Genomic DNA, 17233 nt, shown 5'->3' with positions numbered 1-17233 from the left:
GTCACCCGTCCTTCTGGGCCACGGCGAAGATGCGGCGGAACGGGAACGGGGTGCCGTGGGGGCCCGGGGGGTAGGCCTCGCGGAGGGCGATGCGGTACTCCTCGATGAACGCGTCCCGGGCCTCCGGGTCGTCGGCGAGGGCGGTGAGGACGGGGCGCAGGCCCGTGCCCTTGACCCAGTCGAGAACGGGGTCGTCGCCGGTCAGCAGGTGCAGGTACGTGGTCTCCCAGACGTCCGCGGCGCAGCCGAGGCCGGTCAGCCGCTCCAGGTACGCCTCCGGGGCGAGGACGGCGTCGCCGTGGCGCAGGACGCCGGCGAGGCGGTCGCGCCGGCGCGGGGAATCGGCGAGGTCGCGCATCAGGCGGTGGCTGGGGGCGTCGAAGTTGCCGGGGACCTGGAAGGCGAGGGTGCCGCCGGGCTTCAGGGCGGCGATCCAGTCGGCGAGGCGTTCCGCGTGACCTGGGACCCACTGGAGCGTGGCGTTGCTGACGATCAGGTCGTGCGGCTCGGCCGGGGTCCAGGTGCGGGCGTCGGCCGGGGCGAAGTCGAGGCGGCCGCCGCCCAGGGTGGGACCGGCGTGCTCCTCGGCCCGCGCGAGCATCTCGGCGGAGTTGTCGTAGCCGGTGATGCGGGCGGTCGGCCAGCGGTCCGCGAGAAGGCTGGTGACGTTGCCCGGCCCGCAGCCGAGGTCGGCGATGCGGGCCGGCTCGGTGGGGAGGCCGGGGATCCGGGCCAGGAGGTCGGCGAAGGGGCGGGCGCGGTGGCCGGCGTGGCGCAGGTACTGGGCGGGGTCCCAGGTGGGCGCGGACATGGTGCCTCCAGAGAGCAGCCGTGAGCATCCGTGAGCGGCCGTACGGGCCTGGTACCCAGCGTCACCCGCCTCTATCTCGACGTCAAGACAGTCGACATCAAGAGACTTCACATCGACACAACCACTACACTGATCGTCATGGAGGACGAGGTCGATCGGCTGGTCGCAGCGTGGCGCCGGGAGCGCCCGGACCTCGACGTGGAACCGCTCGAGGTGCTGAGCCGGGTGAGCAGGCTCGCGCGGCACCTGGACCGCGCACGTCGGCTGGCCTTCTCCGAACACCATCTGGAGCCGTGGGAGTTCGACGTGCTGACGGCGCTGCGCCGCGCGGGCACCCCCTACCAGCTCTCGCCGGGCCAGTTGCTCACGCAGACCCTGGTCACCTCCGGCACGATGACCAACCGCATCGACCGCCTCGCCAAGAAGGGCCTGGTGGAGCGCCTGCCCGACCCCAGCGACCGGCGCGGCGTGCTGGTCCGGCTCACGGACGAGGGCCGGGACCGGGCCGACCAGGCCCTCGCCGGCCTCCTGGACCAGGAGCGCGCGATCCTGGCCGAGCTGTCCCGCGCCCAGCGCAGCGAGCTGGCCGCGCTGCTACGCCAGCTGACCGCCCCGTTCGACAACATCCCGGGCTAGGTCGGCCGGACCCACGCCCGCCCGCCGCGCCAGTGCGACCGCGGCGAGGGTGGAGTGGACGCCCAGCTTGCCCAGCACGTTCTGCATATGGGTCCGCACCGTGTGCGGGGACAGATACAGCCGCTCGGCGACGGCCTTGCGGCCCAGGCCCGCCACCATGCAGCGCAGCACCTCCCGCTCCCGCGGGGTCAGCGACTCCACCAGCCGTTCGCTCTCCGTACGGTCCCTGCGGGCGGCGGTCAGCTCGCGCAGGACGCCGGTGAGCAGCGCGGGCGGCAGATGCGTCTCGTCGCGCAGCACCCCCCGGATGACGCTGAGCAGCCGCGACAGGGAACAGTCCTTGGCGACCCACCCGCAGGCCCCGGCGCCCAGCGCCAGGGCTGCCCGCCGGGGGTCGTCCTTCTCGGCGAGGACGACGATCCGCACCCCGGGCTGCGCCGACCGCACCCCGCTGACCAGCGAGATCCCGTCCACCAGCCCTTCCTCGTTGCCGTCGCGCACGGACACGGCCGGCCGGGCGCCGGGCACATGGCCGCCCAGGTCGGCGTCGACGAGCAGCACGTCGAAGCGCCGCCCCTCGGCCGCCGCCCGCTCCAGGCAGCGCAGCGCCGCCGGACCGCTGCCGGCCGCCGAGACGTCGACGTCGGGCTCGGCGGCCAGGGCGGCCGCGAGCGACTCGGCGAAGATGCGGTGGTCGTCGACGACCAGGACTCGGATGCGAACCACGGAACCCCCTTCCCCAGGCTCCCGCGGAGCAGGGGATACGTCGCCACAGGACGGAGGACGACACCGGCGCGGGCACGGAGCCCAAAACCCCCGTCCCGTCCTCGCGTTCGGTACCGGGGACGGGTCACCGCAGCCGCACGGCCGCCGCCGTGCCCTGACCGGTACCCCCGTCCCGGGCCCCGTACCCGGCTGTCTCGCCCCCTGATCGGCACCGGCCCCCACCGGTGCTGTGCATCAGAGTACGGGCGGGCGCGGGGAGCGGAAGGCTATTTGCAGAACTGACAGCCGGGCGCGTTTATGGTGAGCCGCATGTTCCGTCTTGTGACAGAAGTCGACAAAGCACGGCGCGATCTGCTGCGCACCCGCCTGCGGGAGACGAACACGGCCGCCTCCCCGATCCTGCGTTCCCTGCGCGGCACCCCTCACGAACGCGAATTCCCGCTGCACGTCTGGGTCCTGGACGACGGGGGCGCCCTCGCGGGCGGGCTGGTCGGCCACACCTGGGCGACCTGGCTGCACGTGACCTATCTGTGGGTGGACGACCGGTGCCGGGGCGCGGGACTGGGCGCCGCGCTGCTGGCCGAGGCGGAACGGACGGCCCGCGACGAACGGGGCTGCGCGGCGGCCCGCGTGGAGACCTGGGACTTCCAGGCCCCGGACTTCTACCGAGGCCGGGGCTACGAGGTGGTGTGCGTGATCCCCGACTACCCGCCGGGGATCACGGAGTACACGCTGGTCAAACGGCTGGGCTGAGGCGCCGCGCGCCCGCCGAGGGCACCGCCTCGAAGACCCGGGGGGCGGTGAATCCGGCCATGGCGAAGGCCTCCTCGACCGCCTTGGTGACGCCCTCCACGGCCGCCGTCTCCACCAGCACGATCGCCGAGCCGCCGAAGCCGCCGCCGGTCATCCGCGCGCCCAGGGCACCGGCCTCCAGCGCGGTGTCGACGACCAGGTCCAGCTCCGGGCAGGAGATGCGGAAGTCGTCGCGCAGGGAGACGTGGCCCTCGACGAGGACCGGGCCGATGGCGCGGGTGTCGCCGGACTCCAGCAGCGAGACCACCCGCTCGACCCGCTCGTCCTCCGTCACCACGTGCCGGACCAGGCGGCGCACCTCCTCCTCGTCGCCCAGCCGCTCGAGCGCCGCGTCCAGATCCGCGTACGGCACGTCCCGCAGGGCGTCGACGCCCAGCAGGGCGGCGCCCTTCTCGCAGCCGGCCCGGCGCTTGCCGTACTCGCCCTCGCTGTGGGAGTGCTTGACCTGCGTGTCCACGACGAGCAGGCGCATGCCCTCGGCGGCCAGGTCGAAGGGGATCTGGCGCTGGGAGAGGTCGCGGGTGTCCAGGAACAGGGCGTGGCCGGCCTCGCAGCAGGCGGACGCCGTCTGGTCCATGATGCCGACCGGCGCGCCGACGTAGACGTTCTCGGCGCGCTGGCACAGCCGGGCCAGCTGCCAGCCGCGCAGGCCGAGGGCGTACAGGTCGTTCAGGGCCAGGGCGACGACGACCTCCAGGGCCGCCGACGAGGACAGGCCCGCGCCCGAGGGGACCGTCGAGGCCAGGTGGACGTCGGCGCCGGTGATCTCGTGCCCGGCCTCGCGCAGCGCCCAGACGACGCCCGAGGGGTACGCGGTCCAGGACCGGTCCGCCCCCGGGGTCAGGTCGGCGACGCGCAGCTCGACGGGGCCGGCGTCGATGTCCGCCGAGTGCAGGCGCAGGACGCCGTCGTCGCGCCGGGAGACCGCGGCGACCGCGGTGTGGGGCAGGGCGAACGGCATGACGAAGCCGTCGTTGTAGTCGGTGTGCTCGCCGATGAGGTTGACCCGGCCCGGCGCCGCCCACACCCCCTGCGCCTCCGCGCCGTACAGCTCGCGGAACCGCTCCCCGACCGTCCGCGCGACAGCCTCGCTCATGCCCTGACCCCTCGCTCTTCCGTGCTCGTCCACGTACCTCAGGTCTACTTCGCGTGCCGCTGCGCGAACTCCCACGCGTCGGCGACGATTCCCGCGAGGTCCGCGCGGGACGGGTTCCAGCCCAGCTTTTCGCGGGCGGTGGCGGCCGAGGCCACCAGGGTGGCCGGGTCGCCGCCCCGGCGGGGGGCCACGACCTCGGGGATCGGGTGGCCGGTGACCCGGCGGACGGTCTCGACGACCTCCCGGACCGAGAAGCCGTTGCCGTTGCCCAGGTTGCAGATGAGGTGCTCGCCGGGGGCGGCCGCGGCCAGGGCGAGCAGGTGTGCCTCGGCCAGGTCGGCGACGTGGATGTAGTCGCGCACGCAGGTGCCGTCCGGCGTCGGGTAGTCGTCGCCGAAGACGGAGATCGCGTCGCGCCTGCCCTGGGCGACCTGGAGGACCAGCGGGATCAGGTGCGACTCGGGGTCGTGCCGCTCGCCGTAGGCGCCGTACGCGCCGGCGACGTTGAAGTAGCGCAGCGAGACCGCGCCCAGCCCGTGGGCCGCCGCCTCGCCGGTGATCATGTGGTCGACGGCGAGCTTGGAGGCGCCGTACGGGTTGGTGGGCTTCGTCGGCGCGGTCTCGACGATCGGCACCTCGTCGGGCTCGCCGTAGGTGGCGGCCGTGGAGGAGAAGACGAGCCGGCGCACGCCCGCGCCCCGCATGGCCTCCAGCAGGGCCATGGTCCCGCCGACGTTGTTGTCCCAGTACTTCTCGGGCTTCACGACGGACTCGCCGACCTGCGAGAAGGCGGCGAAGTGCAGCACACCGTCGTACGAGGAGTCCAGCCACTTGGCGGCGTCCCGGATGTCGCCCTCGACGAACACGGCGCCCGCGGGCACGCCCTCCCGGAAGCCCGTAGACAGGTTGTCGAGGACGACGACCTCGTGCCCCGCCTCCAGCAGATGCTGGGCGACGACACTGCCGACGTAACCGGCCCCGCCCGTCACCAGGTACTTCCCGCTCATCAACTCGCTACCTCTCGCAGTCGCTCGGCCGCGCGCTCCGGCGGCACGTCGTTGATGAACACGTTCATGCCGGACTCGGAGCCCGCGAGGAACTTCAGCTTGCCGGACGTACGGCGAATAGTGAAAAGCTCCAGGTGCAGCGCGAAGTCGTCACGCGTCACACCGTCGAAGTCCTCCAGCCGGCCGAACGGGGCCTGGTGCCAGGCCGCGATGTACGGGGTCGGAGGCTCGCCCTCACCGAAGATCCGGTCGAAGCGCCTCAACAGTTCCAGATAGACCTGGGGAAACTCTGTGCGCGCCGCCTCGTCGAGACCGAGCAGGTCGGGCACGCGCCGCTTGGGGTAGAGGTGCACCTCGTACGGCCAGTGCGCCGCGTACGGCACGAAGGCGACCCAGTGCTCCCCCTCCAGGACGACCCTCTCACCCGCCAGTTCCTCCGCCACCATGGTGTCGAAGAGGTTCTCCCCGCCGGTCGCCTCCTTGTGGGCGGCGAGCGAACGGAGCATCAGGGCGGTGCGGGGGGTGGTGAACGGGTAGGCGTAGATCTGCCCGTGCGGGTGACCGAGCGTCACACCGATCTCGGCGCCGCGGTTCTCGAAGCAGAAGACCTGTTCGACGGAGGGCAGATGCGACAGCTCCGATGTGCGGTCCGTCCAGGCGTCGAGGACGAGCCGGGCCTGTCCCTCGCTCAGATCGGCGAACGAGGCGCTGTGGTCGGAGGTGAAGCAGACGACCTCGCAGCGGCCGGAGTCGCCGGCCAGGGAGGGGAAACGGTTCTCGAAGACCACCACGTCGTACGACGAGTCGGGGATCTCGCTCAGCCGCTCACCCGCGGAGGGGCACAGGGGGCACTCGTCGGCGGGCGGGTGATAGGTGCGGCCCTGCCGGTGGGAGGCGACGGCGACCGAGTCACCGAGCAGCGGGTCGCGGCGGACCTCGGACGTGGTGACGGTCGGTTCCAGCGGACGCCGGTCGACGGCGTCCCGCGTCCGGTCGTCGCGCAGGTCGTAGTAGATGAGCTCGCGACCGTCGGCCAGCCGGGTCGAGGTCTTCTTCACAGTCGCACTCCTCTACACCCACACCCAATCACTCAACACAATCAAACATAACACGTCACAACCCACCAGCACCCCGATCATCACAATCCAACAAAGAACATCACCAGAAGTGTTCAATTACTGAACGCGGAGGCGTAGGTTCCGCTGCGGATCAGTTCGCGCAACGAAGCGAGTTCGTATGCATACCCCCACATATCTAGCCGCGGAGCTTCGACTCCCCACCAACTGGCTCGACTACACGATCCTCGGGATCTACTTCGTCGTCGTGCTGGGCATCGGCTTCGCCGCCCGCCGCTCGGTCAGGACCAGCCTGGACTTCTTCCTGTCCGGCCGCTCCCTGGCCGCGTGGATCACCGGCCTCGCCTTCATCTCGGCCAACCTCGGCGCCACCGAGATCCTGGGCATGGCCGCCAACAGCGCGCAGTACGGCGTCTACACGACGCACTGGTACTGGATCGGCGCCATCCCGGCGATGGTCTTCCTCGGCCTGGTGATGATGCCGTTCTACTACGGCTCGAAGGTCCGCTCGGTCCCGGAGTTCCTCCTCCTCCGCTTCGACAAGGCGGCACACCTGCTCAGTTCGATCCTGTTCGCCTTTGCGGCCATCCTGATCGCCGGTGTGAACCTCTACGCCCTCGCGATCGTCGTGGAGGCGCTCCTCGGCTGGCCCGAGTGGGTGGCCATCGTGGTCGCCGGCTTCTTCGTCCTCGCGTACATCACCCTCGGCGGTCTCTCCTCGGCGATCTACAACGAGGTCCTCCAGTTCTTCGTGATCCTGGCGGCGCTCATCCCGATCACCATCCTGGGCCTGAAGAAGGTCGGCGGCTGGGACGGCCTGTCCGACTCCCTCACGAAGACCCACGGCGCGGACTTCATGACCTCGTGGGGCGGCACGGGCATCGGCAGCGACAACCCGCTCGGCGCCAACTGGCTGACCATCGTCCTCGGCCTGGGCTTCGTGCTCTCCTTCGGCTACTGGACGACGAACTTCGCCGAGGTGCAGCGCGCCCTGTCCGCGAAGAACCTCTCGGCCGCGCAGCGCACCCCGCTGATCGCCGCCTTCCCGAAGATCTTCATCGTCTTCCTCGTCATGATCCCGGGCCTGGTCGCCGCGGTCCTCGTCCCGAAGATCGGCATGCCCGGTTCGGACCTCCAGTACAACGACGCGATCCCGTACCTGATGCAGCAGCTGCTGCCCAACGGTGTCCTCGGCATCGCCGTGACCGGCCTCCTGGCGGCCTTCATGGCGGGCATGGCGGCGAACGTCTCGTCCTTCAACACGGTCTTCACCACCGACATCTGGGCGAAGTACGTCGTGAAGGACCGCGACGACGCCTACTACGTCCGCTTCGGCCGCCTGATCACGGTCATCGGCGTCCTGGCCTCGATCGGCACGGCCTTCCTGGCCTCGTCGTTCTCGAACATCATGAGCTACCTCCAGACGCTCTTCTCCTTCTTCAACGTGCCGATGTTCGTGGTCTTCATCATCGGCATGTTCTGGAAGCGGGCGTCGATGAAGTCCGGCTTCTGGGGCCTGATCGCGGGCACCACGGCGGCGATGGTGAACTACTTCGTCATCTACAAGCAGGGCATCATCGAGATCCCCTCCGACCAGGGCGCCAACTTCGTCTCGGCGATCGCGGGCTTCGTGGCCGGTGCGGTGGTCATGGTGGCGGTCTCCCTGTTCACCGCGCCCAAGCCGGCCGGCGAACTCCAGGGCCTGGTCTACGGCACCCGCTCCCCCGGCATGGCGGAGCCGCCCGCCGAGGGCGACGACGCGTGGTACCGCAAGCCGGCGCTGCTGGGCTGGGGCGCGGTCGTGCTGGCCGCCGTCTGCTACATCCCGTTCTCGTTCTGATCGCGAGAGGATTGAAAGAACATGTCTGATTCCTACTCCGACAAGAACGTCCAGGACGAGGTCTCCGAACTGGAGAGCAAGTCCGCGACCGCGGCACGCCTGTTCGACATCCGGCGGATCATCGGCGGGCTGTTCGTGATCTACGGCGTCATCGTGACGATCGCGGGGATCGTGGCGTCCGACGACGACATCGACAAGGCGCAGGGGGTGAACATCAATCTGTGGACCGGGGTGGGGATGCTGGTGCTGGGGGTGTTCTTCCTGGCGTGGATGAAGCTGCGGCCGATCGCGCCGCCGGAACTGCCGGCGGACGAGCCGGCGAAGAAGTGACGGCCCGCTCCTGACGCGGGTGCCTGCACCGGCGTCGGGAGATGCCCGGCGCTGAGGCTGAGCGGGGGTGGGTTCGCGTGGCCCTGCGTTGCCGGGTGCCCGGCGTGGCTGCTGGGCGGGCGGGCGACGCGGCCCAGCGCCACGGGGTGCCCGGCGCGGGTGCGGGGCGGGGGTGGGTGACGCGGCCCGGCACCACGGGGTGCCGCTGCGCCCACCCGTGCCGCCCCAGCGGCACGACTGCCCGCAGCTAGGACGGCGTGGCGGCACGGCGGGCGGCTGGCCGCAGCCGGTGACGGCGGATAGTCGCGTACGGCGCGAAGGGGTCGTGTCGGGGGGTGTCCGCCCGCAGCGGTTGGCGCGTCCGCGCCCCGTCTGTTGAAAGTGACCGATTTCGCGCCGTTCCGAGGACGGACACCCCCCGGCGCGACCCCGACCCACAGACAACCGAACGCGCTACACGCACCCCCACCGAACCCGCACAGGCCGCCGCAGGCATCCCGCACCGCCGCTCAACCGCCGGAGGCCGCCGCAGGCATTCCGCTCAGCCGCCGGAGGCCCCCGCCCGGTCCAGCAACCCCGTCCGCGCCGCCAACGCGGCCGCCTCCAGCCGCGATCCCACGCCCAGCTTCATCAGCACCCGCTGCACATGCGTCCGCGCCGTGGACGGCGCGATCCCCATCCCCGCCGCGATCAGCCGCGTGTCCTCGCCGTCCGCGACCCGCACCAGCACCTCGACCTCCCGCGGGGTGAGCATCGCCAACAGCCGCTGCCCCTCGTCGTCCGGCTGCGCCGCCGGATTCAGCAGCTCCCCGAACGCCCCCTGCAACAGCGCCGGCGCCACCGCCGCCTCCCCCGCCCGCGCCTTCATGATCGCCCGCTCGACCCCCTCGATGCGCTCGTCGTGCCGCACGTACCCCGACGCCCCCGCAGCGAACGCCGCCGCTATCCCCCGCGGACTCGGCACCGGCCCCAGCACCAGCACCGCCACCTGCGGCCGCTCCCGTTTGATCCGCACCACCGGGTCGAAGATCCCCGGCTCGGCCGGCGTCGCCGTGCCCAGCAGGCACACCTCCGGCGCCCGGCTGATCACCAGCTCCGCCGCCCCCGCCGCCGGCGCCGCCGCGGCCAGCACCCGGTGCCCCCGCAGCTTCAACGCCGAGGCCAGTGCCTCGGCGAGCAACCGATGGTCGTCGACCACCATGAGCCGCACTCCCACAGACCAACCCCCAGTCCCCCCGGCCCCCGGCCCGGCCCGGCCCCCCGGCCCCGGCCTGCCCTCATGCCCCCGGAAGCTACACGCAAGTTCCCCGTCTCGCTGCCCCTACCGGCAAGAACTGCCCCGGAACACCGAAATCCCCAGCAATACGGCCCCGCCCCCGCCGGAACTCACCGGACAGGGACGGGGCCGCAGCCACGTCACGAACAGGGACCGCCGGCTCAGCCGCTGGTGCCGAACCCGATCGCCAGGTACTCCTTCTCGTCCGAGCTGGTCACCTCGCTGGCGTAGACCTCGGACATGTACAGGTGCCCCTGCGAGTAGAGGTACTCGGCGTAGTCCGGCAGCATGCTGCCCTCCACGTCCCGTACCGCCTCGGTCGCCGGGTTCTCCAGGAGCTTGGTCTGCTTGAAGCTGCCCCCGTCGATGCTGACGATCTGGCCGCCCTTGTCGTACGGCGGGCTCTTGTAGGCGATCACATTGCCGCCGTCCATCCGCAGCGGAGTGATCGTGTAGCCCTCGCCGGCGTCGGCGCGCTGACCGGTCTGCTTGCCGGTGGCCAGGTCGAGCGCGACGATCTCGTTGGTCCGGGAGTAACCCTCGCCGCCGCCCTCGTGCTCCTCGGTCGGGATGTAGATCCGGTCGTTGCCGACCGCGAGCCCGGAGCACTGCTCGATCTTGCTGATGGTGTCGCAGCGGGCGGCGTACTGCTCGCCCGGCGCGGAGATGCGGGTGCGCAGCTGACCGGTCTTGTTGTCGATGGAGAAGAAGTCCGAGATGCCGCTGCCGTCACCGGCGGAGTCGCCGACGTCGGCGGCCACGACCAGGGGGTTGGTCGAGACGATGCCCGCGTACTCGATGCCCTTGGCCATCTTGTACTCGGAGAGCACCTTGCCGGTCTTCGGGTCGAGCGTCTGGATGTTCAGCTGCCGCGCGTCGTACGAGCCGCACTTGCGGACCGCGACCAGCTTCTCGCCGCCGCCGTAGCCCGCGTCGTAGCAGGAGTCGGTCGCCTTCGGGGACCACAGGACCTTGCCGTCGGCGATGTCCCAGGCGACACCGCCGCTGGTGCCGCCCGCGGCGACGGTGCCGCCGCTGATCGTGACGTTGTCGAAGGACATCGGCTGGTCACCGGACTTGGCGGACTTCGTCCACACCGTCTTGCCGGTGTTCAGGTCGATCAGCGCGACCTGGCTGCAGCCGTGCGAGGGGTCGGCCTTGGTCGGCATGGCGGGCTCGTGGACGACGACCGCCTTGTTGTCCTCGGTGAGGTGCCGGCTGGCGGTGCAGACGGGGCCCGCGAGCGGGATCGTCCACAGCTTGGTGCCCTTGTCGGGGTCGTACCCGACGATCTGGGCGATGCCGCTCTTGGCGTACACCGAGTCGGTGAGCCAGGAACCGGCGACCACGATGGTGCTGTCGTCCTTGCTCACCGGGGGTGCCGGGACCTGGAAGAGGACCTTGGCGGACGGGTCCGACGGCACCTTCTCCTCGCCGCCGGACGAGGTGCCGCCGGAGCCGCCCTTCTCGTCCGTGCCGCCCTTGCCGCCCTTGCCGCTGGTGCCGCCGCTGGAGCCCGCGGTGGTCTTGTCGTCGTCCTTGCCGGAGGAGCTCGCGTACCAGACCCCGCCGCCGACGATGAGGGCGATCGCGACGACGGCGGCCACGATGATGGCCATCGACGCGTTGATCTTCCGTCCGCCGCCCGTCCCGCCGGCCTGGGCCGGCATCGGCGTGGTCGCCTGCGGATACCCGTACCCCGGCTGACCGGGCTGCCCCGGCTGACCGTACGGCGGCGTGGGGGGCTGCCCGTACGGGCCGGGCTGCTGACCGGGGTAGCCGTACCCGGGCTGGGGCGTCGGCGGGGCCTGCGGGTACCCGTACCCCGGCTGCGGTGCGCCCACCGGCGGTGCCGGCGGGGGCGTCCCCGGGCCCTGCGGCGGCGTTCCCGGAGCCTGCGGGTAGCCGTACCCGGGCTCGGGAGCCTTGCCGAGGTTCGGTCCCGCCGGCTGGGCGGGAGGCTGGGCCGGCGGCGGCTGCGGCGGCTGCTGTGGCTGGTCCTGCGGCGGCCCGAACCCCCCTCCCTGCGGGGGCTGGTTCGGCGGCGGAGGCGGCGGCTGGGTCATGGCGTGAGTACCTCGGTGAACGATGACGACGGGACCGGACGAACGGCGTGGGCGAAGAAGGTCACTTGCCGTAGGCGAGCATCAACTTCTCCTTCGCGTCGTCGTTTCCGGTCAGGCGCGTGCTGGAGATGTAGAAGCGCCCGTCGACCCAGTCGATGTCCCGCGAGTAGAAGCTGTCCTCGACGTCCGCGGCGCCCTGCGGGTTCTGCAGGAGCTTGCTCGGCGTGTGGCCGGCACCGCTCGTCGGGATCGACACGACCTGGCCGCCCGCGTCGTACGACGGCTCGACATAGGCGACGAGCGCGCCGCCCTCGGCCTTCACCGGCAGCATCGACTCGTCCGCCGGGGACTTCGTGCGCCACTTCTCCTTGCCGTCGGCCAGGTTGATCGCGACGATCTCGTTGGCCCCGGTGGTCGCCTCGGTCGGCAGGTAGAGGGTGTTGTCGGCGACGACGACGCCCGTGCAGCCCTGGAGGTCGCGCTCGAGGATGGCCCAGTCGCACTCGGGAGCGAAGTCCTCGTCCACGCCGACCTGTGCCTGGACCCGGCCGGCGGAGGTGAAGCCGGAGATGTTCCAGACCTTCTTGTCCTCGTTGGTGGCGTAGATGACGAGCGGGTCGACGGAGTAGGCCCGTGCGACCTGCCAGCCCTTCTCGTACTTGTAGGTCCACAGGGCCTTGCCGGTCTTCGGGTCGAGGCCCTGCAGCTCGTCGTGCTCGTTGTCGCCGCCGGCGCCGCAGGAGGCGACCTGGACGAGCTTGGTCGCGCTGCCCGCGAATCCGGCGGGGAAGCAGGCGTCGCCGTACCGCTTCTTGTCGTACAGCTTCTTGCCGCTGGTGACGTCGTAGGCGGTGCCGGACTGGGAGCGGCCGACCATCAGGGTGTTGCCGCTGACGGTGAGTTCGAGGGAGAGCGTCGAGTCGAACAGCTCGCCGTCCTCGACCACGCCCTTCCAGCCCTGCTTGCCGGTGGCGAGGTCGATCTGCTGGAGCTGGTTGCACTCGGCGCGGTCGCTGGAGCCGCTCATGTAGGCGACGACGATCGTGTTCTGGGCGGTCGCCTCCGGGGTGACCGCGCAGATCTTCTGCGGGAAGGTGACCGGGTCCCAGGTGGGCTTGCCGTCACCGACGTTGTAGGCGAAGACCTGCTTGTACGCGGCCTTCACCGCGGCCTTGTCGGTGATCCACATGCCGTCGGCGTCGGCGCCGGAACCGGGGGCGTCGGGCGCCTCCTTGTACCAGAGGACCTTGGACTCCCCGTCCTGGCGGCCCTCGTTGAGGTCCTCGGGGTCCTCGCCGCCGTCGCCGCTGCCGTCACCCGGGTCGACCGGGGCGCCGCCGGAGGCGGAGGGCTTGGCGTCGTCGCTCTTCTCGGCGACCGGCTTCTTGTCCTTGTCGTCCCCGCTGCCGGTGACCGCCCACACGGTGCCGCCGATCACGAGCAGGGCCGCGACCGCGGCGCCGATCACGAGGGCGGGCTTGCCCTTGAAGGGGTTGCGGGAGCCGGAGCCGCCGGGCGGCGGGGTGCCGGGTCCACCGGGGAACTGGGGCTGCGGATAGCCGTAGCCCGGCTGCTGGCCGTACGGTCCCGGCTGCTGGGGCTGGGCGTACGGGCCGGAGGCGTACGGCCCCGGCTGCGGCGGCTGGGCGTACGGGCCGGGCTGCTGCGGGTATCCGTACCCCGGCTGCGGCGGGCCCTGCGGAGGCGGCGGCGTCTGGGGCGATCCCTGCGGGGGCGGCGGCGTCTGCGGTGCGCCGAACCCACCGCCCGGCGGCGGATCCTGCGGTGCTCCGAAGCCACCCGGCTGCGGCGGCTGGTTGGGCGGCTGGCTCATCAGCGCGTTCCCCCTTATTGCTCACTGATTTTTCGCCACGTCCCGAGGTACGCGCTGGCCTCGGGGACGTCGTAGGGCGGTCACTCAGACAGTCTTCAGACGGCCCTTTCTATCACCCGGCACCGACAGCACACCGGGCCGCGTCCGCCCCTGTTCCCAAGGGAGGACCGGCCCGTGATGCCCCCGTTACGCGCCTTCACGCCCCCTTCACGCGCTGCGCGCCCCGCATACGCACGGGGCGGCCGCCGGATCAGGCGTCCTCGGCCAGTTCCAGCCAGCGCAGTTCCAGCTCGTCGCGCTGGCCCGCCAAGGCGCGCAGCTCGGCGTCCAGTTCGGCCACCTTCGCGAAGTCCGTGGCGTTCTCGGCGATCCGGGCGTGCAGCTTGGTCTCCTTCTCGGAGATCTTGTCGAGCTGCCGCTCGATCTTCTGGAGCTCCTTCTTCGCGGCGCGCACGTCGGCGGCGCTCTTCTCGGGCACCTCCGCGGCCGGCTTCGCCGCCGGTGCCGGGGAGTTGGCGGCCGCGGCCTCCTCCATGCGCTGCCGTCGCTCCAGGTACTCGTCGATGCCGCGCGGGAGCATCCGCAGCGCGCCGTCGCCGAGGAGGGCGAAGACGCGGTCGGTGGTGCGCTCGACGAAGAACCGGTCGTGGGAGATGACGATCATCGATCCGGGCCAGCCGTCGAGGACGTCCTCCAGCTGGGTCAGGGTCTCGATGTCGAGGTCGTTGGTGGGCTCGTCGAGGAAGAGGACGTTGGGCTCGTCCATGAGGAGCCGGAGCAGCTGGAGCCGCCGCCGCTCACCGCCGGACAGGTCGCCGACGGGCGTCCACTGCTTCTCCTTGCCGAAGCCGAAGGTCTCGCAGAGCTGCCCGGCCGTCATCTCGCGGCCCTTGCCGAGGTCGACGCGCTCGCGCACGCGCTGCACGGCCTCCAGGACCCGCCAGTCGGGGTCCAGCTCGGCGACCTCCTGGGAGAGGTAGGCCAGCTTGACGGTCTTGCCGACGCGGACGTGCCCGCCCGCCGGCTGCTTCTCGCCCTCGGTGCGGGCGGCCTCGGCGAGGGCGCGCAGCAGGGAGGTCTTGCCGGCGCCGTTGACGCCGACCAGGCCGATGCGGTCGCCGGGGCCGAGCTGCCAGGTGACGTGCTTGAGCAGCACCTTGGGGCCGGCCTGGACGGTCACGTCCTCCAGGTCGAACACGGTCTTGCCGAGCCGGGACGAGGCGAACTTCATCAGCTCGCTGCTGTCGCGGGGCGGCGGCACGTCGGCGATCAGCTCGTTGGCGGCCTCGACGCGGAAGCGGGGCTTGGAGGTGCGGGCGGGTGCGCCGCGCCGCAGCCAGGCCAGCTCCTTGCGGACCAGGTTCTGCCGCTTGGTCTCCTCGGTGGCGGCGATGCGCTCGCGCTCGGCGCGGGCGAAGACGTAGTCGGAGTAGCCGCCCTCGTACTCGTAGACGTCGCCGCGCTGGACGTCCCACATGCGGGTGCAGACCTGGTCGAGGAACCAGCGGTCGTGGGTGACGCAGACGAGGGCGGACCGGCGCTCGCGCAGGTGCTTGGCGAGCCAGGCGATGCCCTCGACGTCGAGGTGGTTGGTGGGCTCGTCGAGGACGATGAGGTCCTGCTCGTCGATGAGCAGCTTGGCGAGCGCGATCCGGCGGCGCTCGCCGCCGGAGAGCGGGCCGATGACGGTGTCGAGCCCCTGCGGGAAGCCGGGCAGGTCGAGCCCGCCGAACAGGCCGGTCAGCACGTCCCGGACCTTGGCGTTGCCCGCCCACTCGTGGTCGGCCATGTCGCCGATGACCTCGTGGCGGACGGTGGCCTCCGGGTCGAGGGAGTCGTGCTGGGTGAGCACGCCGAGCCGCAGCCCGCCGGAGTGGGTGACCCGCCCGGTGTCGGGCTCCTCCAGCCTGGCGAGCATCCGGATCATGGTCGTCTTGCCGTCACCGTTGCGGCCGACGACACCGATGCGGTCCCCTTCGGAGACGCCGAGGGACACGCCGTCGAGCAGTGCACGGGTGCCGTACACCTTGCTGACGTTCTCGACATTGACCAGATTGACGGCCATTTCTCTCCTGCCTGGGGGATCGATCAGCCTTCAAGCGTAGGCCCTCCGGGGGGTGGGGGGACGCGGGCGGGGGTGGTCACTCTTCGTGGTGACGTGTGTCGGAGCGTCCGGCTACGGTGGGGAGCAGGCAGCAGGATCCCGTCCATGGGAGGAACCATGACCGCCGAGTCCGTAGAGCACCGCCACCCGCGCTGGCCGGTGCCGCCGCAGGACGGATACACCGTGGACGACCTGTTCACGCTGCCGGATCTCCCGCCGCACACCGAGCTGATCGACGGGAGCCTGGTTTTCGTGAGTCCGCAGCGCCGTTTCCACTACTTGGTGATCGACCTGCTGTGCAATGGGCTGCGCAACTCGCTGCCCCCGGAGTTCAGCGTCGAACGGGAGATGACCGTTCTCCTCGACGACCGCAACGGACCCGAACCCGACATCAGCGTGGTGCGAGCCGACGCGGTCACCGGAATGGATCAGACCAGTTTTCGGGCCAAGGACGTCCTCCTCGCCGTCGAGGTCGTGTCCCCGGAGTCCGAGTCCCGCGACCGCACGACGAAGCCGTACAAGTACGCGGCCGCCGGCATTCCGAGCTTCTGGCGCGTGGAGCGGGGCGGGGCGAACGGCGGGCCTGTCGTCCATGTCTATGAGCTGGAACCGAGGACCAAGGCGTACGTGCACACAGGTCTGCATCGCGACGTCCTCAAGGTGGACCAGCCGTGCGCCATCGGCATCGATCTGTCGGCGCTCGGTAGGCAGTAGCCCCTCAGACCACCGTCGCCCCCGCCGCAGCCCCCACCGCGGTGCGTACGTCCCGGCACGTCCCCGACGCCCGCAGCACCCCCGCGATGTCGGAGGCCGACCCGGCGTCGGTGGCGAGGAAGGCCGTCGTCGGGCCCGAGCCCGAGACCAGGGCCGCCAGTGCGCCCGCCGCCCGTCCCGCCGCGAGGGTGTCGGAGAGTTCGGGGAAGAGGGAGAGCGCGGCCGGCTGGAGGTCGTTGGACAGGGCGACGGCGAGTGCGGTGGGGTCGCCCTTGGCGAGGGCGTCGAGCACCGCCTGGTCGGCCACCGGCTCCGGGATGTCCAGGCCCTCCCCCAGCCGGTCGAACTCGCGGAAGACCGCCGGCGTCGACAGCCCCCGCGCCGCCAGCGCGAAGACCCAGTGGAAGTCGCCGCCCACCTCCAGCTCCGTCAGCCGCTCGCCCCGGCCCATGCCCAGCGCCGCCCCGCCGACCAGGCTGAACGGCACGTCGCTGCCCAGCTCGGCGCAGATCTCCAGCAGCTCGTCGCGCGAGGCGCCGGTGCCCCACAGGGCGTCGCAGGCCAGCAGCGCGCCCGCGCCGTCGGCGCTGCCGCCCGCCATGCCGCCGGCGACGGGGATGTCCTTGGCGATGTGGAGGTGTACGGCCGGTTCACGGCCGTACCGCTCGGCGAGCGCGAGGGCCGCGCGGGCCGCCAGGTTGCTGTGGTCCAGCGGGACCTGACCGGCGTCCGGGCCCTCGCAGGTGACGCGGAGCGCGTCGGCCGGGGTCGCGGTGATCTCGTCGTACAGGGAGACCGCGAGGAAGACGTTGGCCAGGTCGTGGAAGCCGTCGGGGCGGGCGGCGCCGACCGCGAGCTGGACGTTGACCTTGGCGGGGACGCGGACCGTCACGCTCACTTGCTC

At 71.5% G+C, this 17233-nt stretch carries 15 protein-coding genes; 5 read left to right on the top strand and 10 right to left on the bottom strand.

The genetic code is table 11. The features are described from left to right. Position 1: 1 nt before the first annotated feature. Positions 2-811 carry a trans-aconitate 2-methyltransferase gene (locus tag AB0E77_RS06705; RefSeq protein WP_361566490.1) on the bottom strand — a complete coding sequence of 270 codons (810 nt, stop codon included), beginning with the start codon at positions 809-811 and terminating at the stop codon, positions 2-4. A gap of 138 nt (positions 812-949) precedes the next feature. Here AB0E77_RS06705 and tamR point away from each other — a divergent pair, with 138 nt between their 5' ends. Further along, complete coding sequence (gene tamR / locus AB0E77_RS06700; protein ID WP_361566487.1) at positions 950-1447, top strand: MarR family transcriptional regulator TamR; 498 nt, start codon at positions 950-952, stop codon at positions 1445-1447. On the opposite strand, the gene AB0E77_RS06695 is transcribed toward tamR, so the two are convergent. Then, positions 1406-2173 carry a response regulator transcription factor gene (locus tag AB0E77_RS06695; RefSeq protein ID WP_361566485.1) on the bottom strand — a complete coding sequence of 256 codons (768 nt, stop codon included), beginning with the start codon at positions 2171-2173 and terminating at the stop codon, positions 1406-1408. The two genes, tamR and AB0E77_RS06695, sit on opposite strands and share 42 nt — an antisense overlap. Before the next feature lie 297 nt (positions 2174-2470). On the opposite strand from AB0E77_RS06695, the gene AB0E77_RS06690 reads away from it, so the two are divergent. Beyond that, the gene (locus AB0E77_RS06690) at positions 2471-2926 is read left to right on the top strand and encodes a GNAT family N-acetyltransferase (RefSeq protein WP_361566483.1); all 456 of its coding nucleotides are present in this window, start codon (positions 2471-2473) and stop codon (positions 2924-2926) included. Here AB0E77_RS06690 and galK read toward each other — a convergent pair. The 3 genes from galK to galT are packed head-to-tail and all read right to left on the bottom strand — an operon-like array spanning position 2910 to position 6147. Beyond that, positions 2910-4082, bottom strand: coding sequence for a galactokinase (gene galK, locus AB0E77_RS06685; RefSeq protein WP_361566480.1), 1173 nt, complete (start codon positions 4080-4082; stop codon positions 2910-2912). The genes AB0E77_RS06690 and galK overlap by 17 nt on opposite strands. A gap of 44 nt (positions 4083-4126) precedes the next feature. Next, a complete protein-coding gene (galE, locus tag AB0E77_RS06680; RefSeq protein WP_361566478.1) occupies positions 4127-5089 on the bottom strand; it encodes a UDP-glucose 4-epimerase GalE in 963 nt (320 codons plus the stop codon). Continuing rightward, complete coding sequence (galT, locus tag AB0E77_RS06675; protein ID WP_361566476.1) at positions 5089-6147, bottom strand: galactose-1-phosphate uridylyltransferase; 1059 nt, start codon at positions 6145-6147, stop codon at positions 5089-5091. Before galT ends, galE begins: the two co-directional genes overlap by 1 nt. 178 nt (positions 6148-6325) lie before the next feature. On the opposite strand from galT, the gene AB0E77_RS06670 reads away from it, so the two are divergent. Further along, entirely contained in the window at positions 6326-8005 is a 1680-nt protein-coding gene (locus tag AB0E77_RS06670) for a sodium:solute symporter family protein (RefSeq protein WP_361566473.1), read from the top strand. A gap of 21 nt (positions 8006-8026) precedes the next feature. Further along, positions 8027-8335 carry a hypothetical protein gene (locus tag AB0E77_RS06665; RefSeq protein ID WP_361566470.1) on the top strand — a complete coding sequence of 103 codons (309 nt, stop codon included), beginning with the start codon at positions 8027-8029 and terminating at the stop codon, positions 8333-8335. Positions 8336-8876: 541 nt separating this feature from the next. Here AB0E77_RS06665 and AB0E77_RS06660 read toward each other — a convergent pair. From AB0E77_RS06660 to AB0E77_RS06645, 4 genes are all read right to left on the bottom strand, one after another. Continuing rightward, complete coding sequence (locus tag AB0E77_RS06660; RefSeq protein WP_361566467.1) at positions 8877-9551, bottom strand: response regulator transcription factor; 675 nt, start codon at positions 9549-9551, stop codon at positions 8877-8879. A 221-nt stretch (positions 9552-9772) separates the two neighbouring features. Further along, entirely contained in the window at positions 9773-11677 is a 1905-nt protein-coding gene (locus AB0E77_RS06655) for a PQQ-binding-like beta-propeller repeat protein (protein WP_361566465.1), read from the bottom strand. Positions 11678-11738: 61 nt separating this feature from the next. After that, the gene (locus tag AB0E77_RS06650) at positions 11739-13511 is read right to left on the bottom strand and encodes a PQQ-binding-like beta-propeller repeat protein (protein ID WP_361566462.1); all 1773 of its coding nucleotides are present in this window, start codon (positions 13509-13511) and stop codon (positions 11739-11741) included. 250 nt (positions 13512-13761) lie between these two features. After that, entirely contained in the window at positions 13762-15576 is a 1815-nt protein-coding gene (locus tag AB0E77_RS06645) for an ABC-F family ATP-binding cassette domain-containing protein (RefSeq protein ID WP_361566460.1), read from the bottom strand. 144 nt (positions 15577-15720) lie between these two features. Between AB0E77_RS06645 and AB0E77_RS06640 the strand changes: the two genes are divergently transcribed. Then, a complete protein-coding gene (locus tag AB0E77_RS06640; RefSeq protein ID WP_361566457.1) occupies positions 15721-16329 on the top strand; it encodes a Uma2 family endonuclease in 609 nt (202 codons plus the stop codon). 4 nt (positions 16330-16333) lie between these two features. Here the strand turns inward: AB0E77_RS06640 and AB0E77_RS06635 are convergent, their stop codons facing one another. Continuing rightward, the gene (locus tag AB0E77_RS06635; protein ID WP_361566455.1) at positions 16334-17227 is read right to left on the bottom strand and encodes a 4-(cytidine 5'-diphospho)-2-C-methyl-D-erythritol kinase; all 894 of its coding nucleotides are present in this window, start codon (positions 17225-17227) and stop codon (positions 16334-16336) included. Between the last annotated feature and the right edge of the window lie 6 nt (positions 17228-17233).

Origin of the sequence: Streptomyces sp. NPDC032940 (assembly GCF_040636935.1) — a bacterium.
Classification (GTDB): Bacteria; Actinomycetota; Actinomycetes; order Streptomycetales; family Streptomycetaceae; genus Streptomyces.
Note: the sequence above shows the minus strand (reverse complement) of the source record. Positions and strands in the feature narration are given on the sequence as shown.

What these genes read in the sequence shown, in the direction of transcription:
- AB0E77_RS06645 (WP_361566460.1), bottom strand. Translation starts at nt 15,576, where the DNA reads ATGGCCGTCAATCTGGTCAATGTCGAGAACGTCAGCAAGGTGTACGGC.
- galK (WP_361566480.1), bottom strand. Translation starts at nt 4,082, where the DNA reads ATGAGCGAGGCTGTCGCGCGGACGGTCGGGGAGCGGTTCCGCGAGCTG.
- AB0E77_RS06670 (WP_361566473.1), top strand. Translation starts at nt 6,326, where the DNA reads ATGCATACCCCCACATATCTAGCCGCGGAGCTTCGACTCCCCACCAAC.
- tamR (WP_361566487.1), top strand. Translation starts at nt 950, where the DNA reads ATGGAGGACGAGGTCGATCGGCTGGTCGCAGCGTGGCGCCGGGAGCGC.
- AB0E77_RS06655 (WP_361566465.1), bottom strand. Translation starts at nt 11,677, where the DNA reads ATGACCCAGCCGCCGCCTCCGCCGCCGAACCAGCCCCCGCAGGGAGGG.
- AB0E77_RS06640 (WP_361566457.1), top strand. Translation starts at nt 15,721, where the DNA reads ATGGGAGGAACCATGACCGCCGAGTCCGTAGAGCACCGCCACCCGCGC.
- AB0E77_RS06650 (WP_361566462.1), bottom strand. Translation starts at nt 13,511, where the DNA reads ATGAGCCAGCCGCCCAACCAGCCGCCGCAGCCGGGTGGCTTCGGAGCA.
- AB0E77_RS06690 (WP_361566483.1), top strand. Translation starts at nt 2,471, where the DNA reads ATGGTGAGCCGCATGTTCCGTCTTGTGACAGAAGTCGACAAAGCACGG.
- galE (WP_361566478.1), bottom strand. Translation starts at nt 5,089, where the DNA reads ATGAGCGGGAAGTACCTGGTGACGGGCGGGGCCGGTTACGTCGGCAGT.
- AB0E77_RS06705 (WP_361566490.1), bottom strand. Translation starts at nt 811, where the DNA reads ATGTCCGCGCCCACCTGGGACCCCGCCCAGTACCTGCGCCACGCCGGC.
- AB0E77_RS06665 (WP_361566470.1), top strand. Translation starts at nt 8,027, where the DNA reads ATGTCTGATTCCTACTCCGACAAGAACGTCCAGGACGAGGTCTCCGAA.